This window comes from Paeniglutamicibacter sp. NPDC091659, assembly GCF_044756805.1.
Taxonomy (GTDB): domain Bacteria; phylum Actinomycetota; class Actinomycetes; order Actinomycetales; family Micrococcaceae; genus Paeniglutamicibacter.
Map to the genome: position 1 here is coordinate 171,577 of NZ_JBIVTO010000010.1, position 12,406 is coordinate 183,982.

Below are 12,406 nucleotides of genomic sequence, written 5' to 3' on the forward strand. Positions count from 1 at the left end.
GACCACAAACATGCGAGCAACAAGGGAGACGCGCGAAGATGTCCAGCATTAAGGACGTGGCCCAACGCGCCGGCGTTTCGGTGGCAACCGTCTCCCGCGCGCTCTCGGGCAACGGCAAGGTCTCCGCGGCCTCGCGGGACGCCGTCCACCTGGCCGCCAAGGAGCTGGGCTACGTGCTGTCCTACAACGCGTCGTCGTTGGCCTCCGGGCGCAGCCGCAACATCGGCATGGTCATGCCGACGGTCTCCCGCTGGTACTACGCCAACGTGCTCCAGGGCGCCACCCAGGAGCTCAACGAGCGCGGTTACGACCTCACGCTCTACAACACCAGCGGCGAGCAGCGGCACCGCGATGCGGTCTTCCAGGACCTGCTGATGCGCCAACGCCTCGATGCGGTCATCACCGTCACGCTCAAGCTCACGGACCCGGAGCTTCACCAGTTGCGCTCCGTGGGCAAGCCGCTGGTGGCCTTGGGCGGCCTGCTGCCGGAAGTCCAGACCATCCGGGTCGACGACTTCAACATCGCCTCGCTGGCCACCGAGCATCTGGTCTCCCTGGGCCACACTGACATCGCCTTCCTGGGTGGCGCCGACGTGTTCAACGTCGACTTCAAGCTGCCCGGCGCGCGCCTGGACGGATTCGAGTACGCCTTGGACCAGGCCGACATCGCCGTGAACCCGCAGTGGCTGCTGGATGCCGACTTCACCACCGCCGGCGCCTACCAAAAGGTCCGCAGCCTGCTGTCCAACCCGCGCGGACGGCCCACCGCGTTGCTCTGCGCCTCCGACGAGATGGCCTTCGGCGCCATCCTGGCCGCCCGCGACCTTGGGCTGAACGTGCCTCGCGACTTCTCGGTGGTCGGCATCGACGGACACGAGCTCGGCGACCTCTTCGGGCTGACCACGATCGCCCAGCACCCGCACGCCCAGGGCGAGGCCGCGGTGCGGCGCATCATGGAACTGCTCGGCGAGGAGGACGCGGCCCCGTCCGGCACGTCACCGGAGTTCTTCCCCACCGAATTCGTGCTGCGCACCTCCACCGCGCCGCCGGCCGGGGCCTGACTTTCGAGGCCTGCCGGCCGGGAACATCGGCCACGCCATGTTCCGGCCGGAAACATCGTCCCGTTGGCTCGCCGTAGTTTGCCAACGGGACGGTCGCCACGGCTAACGCGCCAACGGGTCGGTGATGACCTCGTACGGGCCGGAAGCCACCTGTTCGTCGAACTTCGAGTCCACAAACAGGGTCTGCCCGCGCAACCGGGCAACGGTGGTCAGCACCCGGTCCGGATCCGTGGCACGCTGGCCGAGCATGCGAACGCTGCTGCCGTCGGCGCTCAGACGCAGCGTGGTCAGTTTCTTGCTGAAGTTCTGCACCACCGAGAGCTTGTTGCCGCGCAACAGCAGCCCGTCGGCATTGACCAGGTCAATACCCCGGGTGTCGATGGCCGCGGCCTTGCGGGTCTTGATGTCAAAGCGCCACAACTTTCCGCTGTTGCCCTGCGCCACCACGAAGGCCGACCCGTCGGCGGAGAGCTCGATGCCCCCGAGGTTGAACCCCTCCCTGCGCTCGATGGTGCCGGTTGCATCGGCCCACAACGCGGCCTGATACTCGCCGCCGGATACGGCCACGCGGAAGACCTGCGCATCGTTCGAGTTGGTGAAGTATGCGGCGCCGTCGGCACCAATGACCACGTCGTTGAGGAACACGTCCGTTCCCGGGGCCTTCAGCGCAGCCTGAAGCTCGCCCCGGGCGTTGTACACCCATAGGTCGGGCCGGTCGTTGCCGATGCCGTTGGGTCCGCCGGCAATGTAGATGTTGCCCGCACGGTCCACGGTGATGCCACGGGCCGTGTAGCGACCATCGGTGCCGTTGCCGCCCAGCCATTCGCGCATCTCCGGGGTGCCCGAAACCCCGCGGTGGATCTCCCCGCCGGTGACTTCGCTGACGTAGAAGGTGCCGCGCCGCTGGTCCGCCCCGATGCCCTCGAACTTCGAGCCGCCTGCGTCGCCGGCCATCGTGTAGCTTTCCGTCCGGTGGTCCGGGGCGGCGTTGGCCGGGGTGGCCAATGCGGCCGAGCCGATGCCCCCGGCCAGAATGGTGCCGGCCAGGATCGTGGAAGCCAGCAGCCCGGTGGATTTCTTCGACATGTTCTCTCCTTGAGAGTCGTGGTTTCGGATTCTTCGTCGTCCACCCACCAGCTTTCCCGCGGGCGCACCGCTGCGGCATCCGGCATACGGGCACCGTGAACTAACCAAATGGACGATGCCGAAGCCGCGGCTCCCCCTTTAGGCTGGAGGGAATCATGAGTACACACGCAGAACAAGGAATGCGCGGCATCCTTGCCCCCGCGACGATATTGGCCCCCTGGCTGCATCTGGTGTTGGTCGCACTCGTGGCGACCAGCACCTGTCGCTACCTGGAACGGCACGGACTGGCGGACAACGCGATCTCGATCGTGCTCGGGGCGGCGGCCCTCATCGCCCTCTACGCCGTACGGCCGCTGGCGCGCGGGCGCACCGGGTGGCTCGTTGCGTGGACCTGCTCCACGGTGCTGCTCTGGTCCGCGCTGACGATCGCCGCGCCCTCCTTCGCATGGTGCGCGGTACCGGTGGCCTTCGCGGTGCTCAGCGTGCTGCCCGAGGGCTGGGCCGTTGGCACGCTGTCGGCCATGATGCTCGTCATCGCGCTGTCCTGGGCACGCATCGGCACCGACTTCGACCCGACACTCGTCGTTGGCCCGATGGGTGTTGCGGTGGTGACCCTCATGTCGTTTCGCGCGCTCACGAGGCAAACCCGCGAGCGCGAGGCGCTTCTGGAGAAACTGACCGAGGCGCAGGACGAACTCGCCCGGGCCGAACGGCGTGCCGGGGCCCTCACCGAGCGCGCCAGGTTCTCCCGCGACCTCCATGATTCCGTCGGCCAGGACCTTTCCAGCATCAACTTGCTGCTTCAGGCGGCACGGCAATCGTGGGATGCCCGCCCGCTGGAAGCCCGCGAAAACGTGTCGATGGCGGCCTCGACCGCCCGCGAAGGCCTGGATTCGATCCGTCGAATGGTGCGCGACTTCGCCGACCCGAATGCCGACGACCCCACGTCCGCGGAGTCGCTGAACGCCCGGCTCAGGCACGCAATCGCCGCAACCGCCACGGGATCGCCGATCGAGTTCCACGCGTTCGGAACGGTCCCGGCGCTGCCGCCCGATGTCGCCGAGGCCCTGGTCTTCACCACGCGCGGCGCCCTGGCCAATGTGCGCCAGCATGCGCGGGCCACCCGCGTGGCCGTGACCATCACGTACAACAGCGACGAGGTCCTCCTGGACATCCGCGACGACGGCATCGGCTTTGACCCCGGGTCCGTGGCACCCTCAACGCTGCGCGGACACGGGTTGCGGGGTATCCGTGAACGAGCCCGGTCGCTCGGAGGCGCCTTCGCCGTGGACTCCGCACCCGCGGAAGGCACCACCGTCTCAGTCCGCTTTACCCTGGAGGAATCATGATCAGGCTGATGATCGTCGACGACCACCCCGTGGTCCGCGCCGGACTGCGTGCGCTGATCGATTCGCAGGAGGACCTTGAGGTTGTGGCGGAGGCTGGCAACCTCACCGACGCGGTTGCCGCCGCCAGGGAGTTCCAACCGCATGTCACGCTGATGGACCTGCACCTGGGCGCGGAAAACCCGGGCGGCATCGCGATCACCGCCGCGCTGCGCGGGCTCGAGCACGCACCCGAGGTGCTTGTGCTGACCACCTACGACACCGAGGCCGACATCGTGCGCGCGCTGCAGGCCGGGGCGCGTGGCTACTTGCTCAAGGATGCCCCGCCGGACGAGCTGTTTGCCGGCATCCGCGCCACCTCACGCGGGGAAACCGCGCTTGCACCGACCGTCGCTGCTGCCCTGGTTCGGCGCACCTCCAACCACGGGGCCGGCATCACCGAACGCGAGGCGCAGGTCCTGGACCTGCTCGCCAAGGGCCTGGGGAACAAGGACATCGCCAGGGAACTCTTCGTCTCCGAAGGCACGGTGAAGTCCCACCTGGCCCACATCTACACCAAGCTCGGCGTCGATTCACGCGCCGGGGCGGTGGCCGCGGCGATCGAAAAGCGCATCATTCGCGCCTGACGGGGGCCGCCGGGGCGTTTCCCGCCGGGCCTACCGGGCGGTGCGCCGGCCCTCGCGGGCCAGCAGCCAGATCAGGTAGATCCCGCCGATGCTCACCGTCACCACGCCCACGGGCAGTTGCACGGGGGCAAAGAGCCGCTGCGCCACCAGGTCGCTGAGCACCAGCAGCAGCGCGCCCATGCAGGCGGCCGGCGCCAGCCGCATGCCCGCGCCCCTGTTCAGCCGCTTGGCCAGCTGGGGTGCCACCAGTGCGACGAAGGCGATCGGCCCGGCGATCGCCGTGGTGGCAGCGGTGAGCAGCACCGCCAGCACGATCATGCCCAGCCGGGTCCGCTCCACCGGCACGCCCAGCGCGGTTGCCGCGTCGTCGCCCATTTCCAGCATGTGCAGCCGGTTGCCGCCGGCCAGGGTGAGGGCCAGCACCGGGAGGATGACGAGCGTCGCGGGCAGGATCGTGGCCCAGGTGACCCCGTTGAGGGTTCCGGCACCCCAGACCGCCGCGGCCATGGCAACCTCGATCTCGGCGCGCAGCACCAGCCACTGGTTCAGCGCGGCGAGCATGGCCGAAACGCCGATGCCCACCAGGATCAGCCGGAAGCCGTGCGAACCGCGCCGCCAGGCCAGCAGATACACGGCCAGGGCCGTGAGCAGCCCGCCGGCGAGCGCACCGATCGAGGTGGCGACGAAGCTGCCGCCCACCAGGGTCAGCGCGAGCAGCGCGCCGGTGTAGGCGCCGGTGGAAAAGCCGATGACGTCCGGGGAGCCCAGCGGGTTCCGGGTCAGCGACTGGAAGACCGCTCCCGCGACGCCCAGCGCCGCGCCGAAGACCAGCGCCGCCACCGCGCGAGGGGCGCGCCACTGGAAGACGATGGTGTTTTCCAGGCCCTGCCCGCCGCCGAACAGGACGTCCAGGATCTCTCCGGGGCCCATCGGGTAGTCGCCGCTGCCGATGACCAGCAGGGCAGTGAGCGCGGCGAGCCCCGCCAGCACCAGGCAGAGCAGGGCCTCCCGTCCACCGCGGCGCACGCGCCCCGGTGCGCGAACACCCGGCTTGGCCATGGCCGCGGTCTTGGTTTCGAGTTCCGCGCTCATACGGCCACCGGCTTCCGGCGCCGGGCCAGCATGATCAGCACGGGGGCGCCGACGAACGCGCAGACGACCCCGGCCTCGAGCTCGCCGGGAATGATCACACGACCCAGCACGTCGGCCAGCAGCAGGATGATCGGGGCCAGCACCGCGGTGAAGGCCAGCATCCAGCGGGCGTCGGGCCCGGAGAACCGCCGGGCCAGGTGCGGGGCCATGAGGCCCAGGAAGCTGATGGCGCCCACGGCCGCGGTTGCGGCTCCCGCCAGCACCGTGACGGCCAGCAGTATCAGCACGCGCGCCCTGCCCACCTTGTAGCCCAGGGCCAGCGCAGTGTCGTCGCCCAGGGCCAGGGCGTTGAGCGAGCGGCCGGTGAAGGCCGCCAGAACGATGCCCGCCAGCACCGCGAGCGCCAGCGGGGCCAACACGTCCGCGGAGCGTCCCTCGAGCGAGCCGATGGTCCAGGCCCGCAACTGGTCGAATGCCGCCGGATGGACCAGCGCCAGGGCCGTGCCGATCCCGGAGAGCACGGCGCCCAGCGCCACACCGGCAAGCACCAGCCGCACGGGGTCACTGGAGCGCGCCCCGGCCATGCCCACCAGGTACACGGCGCCCGTCGCGAGCACCGCGCCGCCAAAGGCGAACCACACATAGCCGCCGAAGCCGTTGACGCCGAAGGTTCCCACGGCGATCACGATCGCCAGCGAGGCGCCCGCGTTGACGCCCAGGATACCGGGCTCCGCCAGCGCGTTGCGAGTCATCGACTGGACCAGCGCCCCGGCGATCCCCAGGGCACTTCCGGCCAGCACGCCGAGGATCGCGCGCGGCACGCGTGAGTCGCGGATAATCGCGTGGTCGGCGGAGTCGTCCGGGTGCAGCAGCGCGCCGAGCACCGTCGACAGGTCGATGTGCTTGGAACCCACGGCCAGGGAAGCCAGCGCCAGCAGGACCAGCACGACCACGAACCCGGCCAGCAGTGACGCGCGTCGCACCTTGGCGCGCGGGCCTTCAGCCGTCGGCCTGCCGGTCGGCGCCGGCGCATTTCGCACGGCCACGCCTGCACCGGCCGCGCCGTAGGCTCCGTCATGGGCTTTTTTGGGGTTCGCCGCAGCGGAGGTGGGGCCTGCCACGAATCATCCTCCTTAGCTTTGAACCGTTCAACACTACCGCGCCGGCTCGGTGCGGCGGGACGACAACCCCGACCGACTTAGGCCAACACAAGAAGAATAGGATACATTTACGTGGTGAAATTGACTTCTTCCCTACGCCAGCCCCGCTTCGGCGCGGCCAAGGCCACAGCCGCACTCCTCCTGATCGCCCTCACCGCGGGATGCGGCGCCACTGGCGCCACCGACACCGCCGCAGGCAACAAGGATGTCGCGATCGGCGGCGAACGCTTCTCCACCGCCGACGAGGAAACCGCCAAGTTCGGCGCCAACGTCGCCCCGGGCGTCTTCCCTCGCACGCTGACCCACGCCAACGGCCAGACCGAGATCGCCAAGAAGCCCGAACGCGTCGTCGTTCTGGACACCGGCGAGCTCGACGCCGTGCTCTCCCTGGGCTTCACGCCGATCGGCATCCCCTCCACCGAGGGCGCAAACTCGATCCCCAGCTACCTGGCGGACGCCGTCAAGGACGCCAAGACCGTGGGCACCATCCAGGAACTGAACATGGAGGCCATCGCCGCGCTGAAGCCGGACCTGATCATCGGCTCCCAGCTGCGCGCCGACAAGCTCTACCCGCAGCTTGCGCAGATTGCCCCGACCGTCTTCTCGATCCGCCCGGGCTTCCCGTGGAAGGAAAACTTCCGCCTGGCAGCCTCCGCGCTCGGTGAGGAAACCAAGGCCGTCGAGGTGCTCAACGCCTACCAGGACAAGGCCACCGCGCTGGGCAAGGACGTCCCGGGCGACCCGAAGATCTCGCTGCTGCGCTTCCTGCCGGAAAAGATCCGTCTCTACGGCAACGCCTCGCTGATCGGCGTCATCCTCAAGGACGCCGGCCTCTCCCGCCCGGAGAACCAGAACATCGAGGACCTTGCCGCCGAGATATCCTCGGAGAACCTGGCCGCGGCCGACTCGGACTGGATCTTCTACACCTCCTACGGCACCCCGGAGGCGACCGGCGAGAAGGCCTCGCTCGAGGGCCCGATCTGGAGCAAGCTGGAAGCCGTCAAGGCCGGCAACGTGCAGCGCGTGAACGACGACGTCTGGTTCCTGGGCCTCGGCCCGACCGGCGCCTCGATCGTCCTCGACGACCTGCGCACCTACCTCGTGAACTGACATCCTCCCCCTCCATCTCAGAGTGGGATTCTCGCGCCGCTTAAGCGGCGTCGTGAGTGGCTACTGCATCTCGGGTCGTTGCCGGCATTACTGCTGGACTTACATGACCTCCACAGTCGTTTAGCGTCTCGGCCTGCCCGGCAGCGACGTTCCTCAAATTCATTGCCGCGTTCACGTCCCGGTCATGGACTTCTCCGCAGGAGCAGGTCCATGACCGGATGTGCAGCGGCTTCTTTTCCCCGACCAGCCCACAGACATTGCACGTGCGGGTGGAAGGGAACATCCGGTCGGCTCGCACGATGAAGCGTCCGGCTTCGTCAGCCTTTTCCTCGATTAGCCGGATGAGCAGGCCCCAGCCGGCGTCGTATATGGATTTGGCCAGGCGGGTGCGGCCCAGTCCTTCGATGCCCAAGGCCTCCAGGCCAACGACTTGGTTTCGTCAACGACCTTCCGGGCCAGCTTGTGATGGTGGTCCAACCGAGTCTCACGCACCGTGCGGTGCAATCTGGCGACCTTCAGGCGGGCTTTCTCCCGGTTCGCTGATCCCTTTTGCCGACGCGACAGCTCTTTCTGCGCTGTCGCCAGTTTCCGCAGCTTCTTTTCAGGTGCCGGGGGTTTTCGACCTTCACGCTGGTGCCGTCGTCATAGGCGATCACTGCCAGATACTCTAGCCCTAGGTCGATCCCTGCCACCTTGTGGATGGGGCCTGGGCCGGTTTGTTCCGGTGCTTCGAGTACGAAGGAGACGTAATAGCGGCCATCCGGTTCCCGAATCACTGTCAGGCTCGACGGTTTTTCCGGCAGTTCCCTGGAGAGCGCGAAATGGATCCACCCGGCCTTCGGCAATCGAACCTGCCCACCCCGCGCACTGACCTTCCGGACATCAAAGTTCGACCGCCCGGTGATCCGGAATGCATCGCGGTGGTCCTTGCGAGACTTGAATCGCGGCGCCCCGACCCTCTTGCCGACTCCCGTCCCTGACAAGCCGGCGTAGAAGTTCCGGCGAGCGGTGTCCGCGTCCAACATCGACTGCTGCAACGCCACACTGCTGACCTCACCCAGCCAGGCCCGCGCCATCGACTTCTTGGAACGGCTCATCACCTTCATCAGGTCATGCACCGACGGGGGCTTCTCACCCGCCCGCCAGGCGGTCCTGCTAGCGGCAACGACGTCGTTGAATACTACGCGCGCGCAGCCAAACGTTCGGGCCAGCTGGTTTTGCTGCTCCAAGTTCGGGTACAGCCGGTACCTGTAGCGTTTCATAACCACCACCTCCGCGCGCTTTCACGTCCGTCGATACATTTTCATGATCCCCCGTGCCGCCGACATTTTGGGTCCGATGATCCATTCCCATTCAAGGCCGCACGCGATGCTAAATGAGAGCCCATGCCTCTCACCGCGGGCAGGAACCTGAACTGTGGCATTTCCCCGGACCTCATCCCCCAGCATGGCCGGAAGCTCTTGGTCACGAGCCGATGGCCGGGCTGGAATGCGGCTGTTCAGCGACCCCGCGGAGACCTTCGTGGCCCCGCAGATTCCTAGGGACAGCCCGCCAAAGGCACGGGCCGCGATACCGATCGCGGCAAAGCACTCGATACTGGTGCAACGCTTACAGTTCTGACGTTGGACATCACTGCCAGCCACATCGCTGTATCCGGGCCCTGTCGACCCGGTCCTATAAGCCAGAACCCAAGGACCACTGGTGTTGCAACTGTGATCCCTAGAATTCAAGAGGCCCACACAGAATGCTGCCTTAAATGGGACGAGCCCCGCGGAAAACCGAAGTTTTCCGCGGGGCTCACATTGGTCGGGATAACAGGATTTGAACCTGCGACCTCGTCGTCCCGAACGACGCGCGCTACCAAGCTGCGCCATATCCCGGTGTTGTACCAACGAGAGAAAAGTTTACCTACTTTTCTCCCCAACACCTAATCGAGATCAATCGGCCCGTTTTAGACGATGGCCTTGCCCGGGTTCAGGATGCCCTGGGGATCGAAAACGGCCTTGATTTTCCGCTGCAATTCAACGACTTCGGGCGATTGTTCCCAGCCCAGCCATTCGCGCTTCACGGTGCCGACGCCATGCTCGCCGGTGATGGTCCCGCCGACGGCCAGCGCGGCGCGCACCGATTCCTCCAGCGCCGCATCAAGCCGACTCACGCCCGCGGGCCCGTCCTCGGGATCCACCCAGAAGGTCGGGTGCAGGTTGCCGTCGCCCGCGTGTGCGACGATGCGCACCATGACCCGGTTGCGTGAGGCGATCTGGCTGAGGGTTCGCATGAACTCGACCATGGCCGATCGCGGGACGGCGACGTCCTCCCCCACCCGGTACTGGTCGTCCTGCCCGTCGCCGCGGCTGGCGCGGCGCATCTCAATGAGCTTGACGGCCTGTTCGTCGCCCGCGGCGGTGACCTGGGCGCCCAGGTTCTCCAAGGCCGACCGAATGATGGCGGCCTCGATCTCGGCCCCGTGCCCGTCGGTGCGCACCAGCAGCAACGCCCCTCCGCGTGCGCTCAGGTCCGAACCGTACGTCGCGTCAAGCACGCGCAGCGTCCCGACGTCCAGCAGCTCCAGGATGGCGGGCTGCACCCGCACGCGGGCGATGGCAACGACGCCGGCGGCGGCCTGGGCCACGTCGGTGAACACCGCAGCAATCGAGCAGTTCTTCTCGCTGAGGTAACGCAGGCGAACGGTCGCGGAGACCACGATGCCCAGCGTGCCCTCGGAACCGACCAGCAGGGAGGTCAGGTCGTAGCCCGCAACGCCCTTGAAGGTATTGCGCCCGGTGGAGATCAGCGTGCCGTCGGCCAGCACCACCTCCAGCCCGAGGACGGAGTCCTTGGTCACGCCATATTTGGCGCAGCGCAGCCCTCCCGCATTGGTTGCAACGTTTCCGCCGATGGTCGACTGCTGGTAGCTGGCGGGATCGGGCGCGTACATGAGCCCGTGTTTGGCAACGGCGTTGTTCAGGTCCGCATTCACGACGCCGGGTTCCACGACAGCGACCTCATCGTCCACCCGGATCTCCAGGATCCGGTTCATTCGTTCAAGGGAGAGCACGATGCACCGTGTGATTGTGTTGGCGCCGCCTGAGACGCCCGTACCGGCCCCGCGCGGCACAACGCTGACTCCGGCCTCCGAAGCCAAGCGCAAGGCCGCCTGGACGTCCTCCACGCGCTCCGCAAAGACCACCGCGAGTGGCAATTGGTAGTCGGAAGTGAGCTTGCCGAAGTCGTGGCTGCTTTCGGCAAGCACTTCGGGGTCGGTGGACACGGATCCCGAACCGATTTCTTGGATCAGGCCTTCAATCAATGCTTCATCGGTGCATGCCAGGCTCATGTCAGCCCTTCAGTAGTGGTCGGTGGCTCTCATTACGACTGACGCACGAGCCTGACCGATCATGTGAGGTCAGCCTTGAGCGCCCATGAAGCGAGCATAGTATGCAATAACCTCGGGCCACCGTACATAACGCGCATATTGCGCTTCGCCCACAGTGCCACGGGACCATCCACCGTGCCGCACCCTCACCTCAGTACCTGCGCCCGCATCGGCGAATTCAAATGCGAGTCTGGTCGGAGCCGCACTCTCCATCCCCAAGCTGAAATCTAGGACGATGCGTGCCGGCACTTCCATATCAACGACCGATCCCCAAAGATGCTGATGGCCTTCTTCCGATTCTTCCAGGAGTTGCCCCTGGGAAAACGACACATGACTACCCGGACCATAGTGGGAGTAGACATTCAATGGCCACCAGAGGTGGATGTAGTCGGTGAATCCCTCAAACGCCTGGTCGACCGGGACCGGGACCGAAACAGAATGGATGAGTTCCGGGAGCGGCTCCGACCCTTCAGAGTCGTCACCGGATGATGCAGCATGAGAAAAGAGTCCGTCCATGACTCAACAGTAGCTGTTGCATCGAATTGGGTGCAGGGCCAGCATCTGCGCCCGATCCAGGCCAAAGAGGAATCGGGTAATCCGTGTTAAACATCAGAACCCCCAAGCCTGTGGCTTGGGGGTTCTGGGACAATTATGTCCGGCGGTGTCCTACTCTCCCACACCCTCCCGAGTGCAGTACCATCGGCGCAGTGGGCCTTAGCTTCCGGGTTCGGTATGGGACCGGGCGTTTCCCCCACGCTATGACCGCCGTAACTCTATTACCTAGCAATCCTTATTCAGGCTGCCGGTAGCTTTAGTGAGTCACAACAAGTGCTGTGGTTCTTCGTTTACAACTATAGCCGAGATGTAGCGGCAGGGCGAATCCTGGGGGCAATTGGCGTCGTGATACCCATCACCGCCAGTGGCATGAGCTTCAGAGTGCTTTTGCCATGCGAATGGACGTCGGCTCGTAGCCCAGTGATTCATAAAGAGCACGCGCCGATGTGTTGTATCCAAAGACATTTAGGCCAAGTTCGCTCGCACCGAGCTGTTTTGCGGTCTGCTCAGCCAAAATCATGGCTTGTCGGCCATATCCAAGACGTTGATACTGCTCGTAAATCTCAATGTCCAAGACCCACCATTTGTCCGGGCCGGAATCAAGCTGGGGTCCTATCCAGAGGTATCCGACGCTTTCACCGGCGCGGCAAACTTCGAATACCAGGTGCCCGTCAATGGGTTCCCCCGCAGGAAAGAACCTATTGAAACTTGAATCCGCATTGGCCTGAGATTCTTCTCGGGATTCGCCGGCTCGCATGCGGCTTTCGATGTATTCGGCCTTGACCAAGGCCAGCCATTCCGGCATGTTCGAAACAGCCATTGGTGTAAGTCCTATTGCCATATCTAAAGAATGGCAGCAAAGCGCCGTTAGAAGAAACCCGGCCGGTCAGGTGCCCGGACCAGGTGCCGGCGGGCCCGGTGCGGATCCCGCCCGGGAAAAGGGCCCCCGCGGTGCGGGGGCGCCGGCGGACCCGCCGGGCAACCGGGGGTTAAA

General features: G+C 66.0%; 13 protein-coding genes, 1 tRNA gene and 1 rRNA gene. 4 read left to right on the forward strand and 11 right to left on the reverse strand.

Annotation, left to right across the window (positions count from 1 at the left end; translation table 11 throughout):
- The first annotated feature begins 38 nt into the window (after positions 1-38).
- Complete coding sequence (locus tag ACIQLF_RS17420; protein ID WP_400301146.1) at positions 39-1,061, forward strand: LacI family DNA-binding transcriptional regulator; 1,023 nt, start codon at positions 39-41, stop codon at positions 1,059-1,061.
- A 102-nt stretch (positions 1,062-1,163) separates the two neighbouring features.
- Here the strand turns inward: ACIQLF_RS17420 and ACIQLF_RS17425 are convergent, their stop codons facing one another.
- Entirely contained in the window at positions 1,164-2,147 is a 984-nt protein-coding gene (locus tag ACIQLF_RS17425; protein WP_400301149.1) for an SMP-30/gluconolactonase/LRE family protein, read from the reverse strand.
- Positions 2,148-2,302: 155 nt separating this feature from the next.
- Between ACIQLF_RS17425 and ACIQLF_RS17430 the strand changes: the two genes are divergently transcribed.
- Both ACIQLF_RS17430 and ACIQLF_RS17435 read left to right on the forward strand, forming a co-directional pair.
- Complete coding sequence (locus tag ACIQLF_RS17430; RefSeq protein WP_400301152.1) at positions 2,303-3,496, forward strand: sensor histidine kinase; 1,194 nt, start codon at positions 2,303-2,305, stop codon at positions 3,494-3,496.
- Positions 3,493-4,119, forward strand: a complete 627-nt coding sequence (locus ACIQLF_RS17435) for a response regulator (protein ID WP_400301155.1) — start codon at positions 3,493-3,495, stop codon at positions 4,117-4,119. The genes ACIQLF_RS17430 and ACIQLF_RS17435 overlap by 4 nt, the downstream gene beginning before the upstream one ends.
- A gap of 30 nt (positions 4,120-4,149) precedes the next feature.
- On the opposite strand, the gene ACIQLF_RS17440 is transcribed toward ACIQLF_RS17435, so the two are convergent.
- Positions 4,150-5,211 carry a FecCD family ABC transporter permease gene (locus ACIQLF_RS17440; RefSeq protein WP_400301158.1) on the reverse strand — a complete coding sequence of 354 codons (1,062 nt, stop codon included), beginning with the start codon at positions 5,209-5,211 and terminating at the stop codon, positions 4,150-4,152.
- The gene (locus tag ACIQLF_RS17445) at positions 5,208-6,332 is read right to left on the reverse strand and encodes an iron chelate uptake ABC transporter family permease subunit (RefSeq protein WP_400301160.1); all 1,125 of its coding nucleotides are present in this window, start codon (positions 6,330-6,332) and stop codon (positions 5,208-5,210) included. The genes ACIQLF_RS17440 and ACIQLF_RS17445 overlap by 4 nt, the downstream gene beginning before the upstream one ends.
- 180 nt (positions 6,333-6,512) lie before the next feature.
- Between ACIQLF_RS17445 and ACIQLF_RS17450 the strand changes: the two genes are divergently transcribed.
- Positions 6,513-7,481: an ABC transporter substrate-binding protein gene (locus ACIQLF_RS17450; RefSeq protein WP_400301191.1), complete on the forward strand. Its 969-nt coding sequence runs from the start codon at positions 6,513-6,515 to the stop codon at positions 7,479-7,481.
- A gap of 40 nt (positions 7,482-7,521) precedes the next feature.
- Here ACIQLF_RS17450 and ACIQLF_RS17455 read toward each other — a convergent pair whose 3' ends face one another.
- The 8 genes from ACIQLF_RS17455 to ACIQLF_RS17490 form a co-directional block, all read right to left on the reverse strand.
- A complete protein-coding gene (locus ACIQLF_RS17455) occupies positions 7,522-7,893 on the reverse strand; it encodes an RNA-guided endonuclease InsQ/TnpB family protein (protein WP_400301163.1) in 372 nt (123 codons plus the stop codon).
- Positions 7,815-8,075 (reverse strand): transposase, encoded by a 261-nt coding sequence (locus ACIQLF_RS17460; protein ID WP_400301193.1) that lies wholly within the window; start codon positions 8,073-8,075, stop codon positions 7,815-7,817. The genes ACIQLF_RS17455 and ACIQLF_RS17460 overlap by 79 nt, the downstream gene beginning before the upstream one ends.
- On the reverse strand, positions 7,997-8,743 hold the full coding sequence (locus tag ACIQLF_RS17465; protein WP_400301166.1) for an RNA-guided endonuclease InsQ/TnpB family protein: 747 nt from the start codon (positions 8,741-8,743) through the stop codon (positions 7,997-7,999). Before ACIQLF_RS17465 ends, ACIQLF_RS17460 begins: the two co-directional genes overlap by 79 nt.
- Before the next feature lie 541 nt (positions 8,744-9,284).
- Positions 9,285-9,361: transfer RNA gene (locus tag ACIQLF_RS17470), tRNA-Pro, on the reverse strand.
- A gap of 71 nt (positions 9,362-9,432) precedes the next feature.
- On the reverse strand, positions 9,433-10,818 hold the full coding sequence (locus ACIQLF_RS17475; RefSeq protein WP_400301169.1) for an FAD-binding oxidoreductase: 1,386 nt from the start codon (positions 10,816-10,818) through the stop codon (positions 9,433-9,435).
- Positions 10,819-10,887: 69 nt separating this feature from the next.
- Positions 10,888-11,373, reverse strand: a complete 486-nt coding sequence (locus tag ACIQLF_RS17480) for an SRPBCC domain-containing protein (RefSeq protein ID WP_400301172.1) — start codon at positions 11,371-11,373, stop codon at positions 10,888-10,890.
- Between the two features lie 137 nt (positions 11,374-11,510).
- A 5S ribosomal RNA gene (rrf, locus tag ACIQLF_RS17485) occupies positions 11,511-11,627 on the reverse strand.
- A 161-nt stretch (positions 11,628-11,788) separates the two neighbouring features.
- A complete protein-coding gene (locus ACIQLF_RS17490) occupies positions 11,789-12,232 on the reverse strand; it encodes a GNAT family N-acetyltransferase (RefSeq protein ID WP_400301175.1) in 444 nt (147 codons plus the stop codon).
- Between the last annotated feature and the right edge of the window lie 174 nt (positions 12,233-12,406).

What these genes read in the sequence shown, in the direction of transcription:
- ACIQLF_RS17420 (WP_400301146.1), top strand. Translation starts at nt 39, where the DNA reads ATGTCCAGCATTAAGGACGTGGCCCAACGCGCCGGCGTTTCGGTGGCA.
- ACIQLF_RS17425 (WP_400301149.1), bottom strand. Translation starts at nt 2,147, where the DNA reads ATGTCGAAGAAATCCACCGGGCTGCTGGCTTCCACGATCCTGGCCGGC.
- ACIQLF_RS17430 (WP_400301152.1), top strand. Translation starts at nt 2,303, where the DNA reads ATGAGTACACACGCAGAACAAGGAATGCGCGGCATCCTTGCCCCCGCG.
- ACIQLF_RS17435 (WP_400301155.1), top strand. Translation starts at nt 3,493, where the DNA reads ATGATCAGGCTGATGATCGTCGACGACCACCCCGTGGTCCGCGCCGGA.
- ACIQLF_RS17440 (WP_400301158.1), bottom strand. Translation starts at nt 5,211, where the DNA reads ATGAGCGCGGAACTCGAAACCAAGACCGCGGCCATGGCCAAGCCGGGT.
- ACIQLF_RS17465 (WP_400301166.1), bottom strand. Translation starts at nt 8,743, where the DNA reads ATGAAACGCTACAGGTACCGGCTGTACCCGAACTTGGAGCAGCAAAAC.
- ACIQLF_RS17475 (WP_400301169.1), bottom strand. Translation starts at nt 10,818, where the DNA reads ATGAGCCTGGCATGCACCGATGAAGCATTGATTGAAGGCCTGATCCAA.
- ACIQLF_RS17480 (WP_400301172.1), bottom strand. Translation starts at nt 11,373, where the DNA reads ATGGACGGACTCTTTTCTCATGCTGCATCATCCGGTGACGACTCTGAA.
- ACIQLF_RS17490 (WP_400301175.1), bottom strand. Translation starts at nt 12,232, where the DNA reads ATGGCTGTTTCGAACATGCCGGAATGGCTGGCCTTGGTCAAGGCCGAA.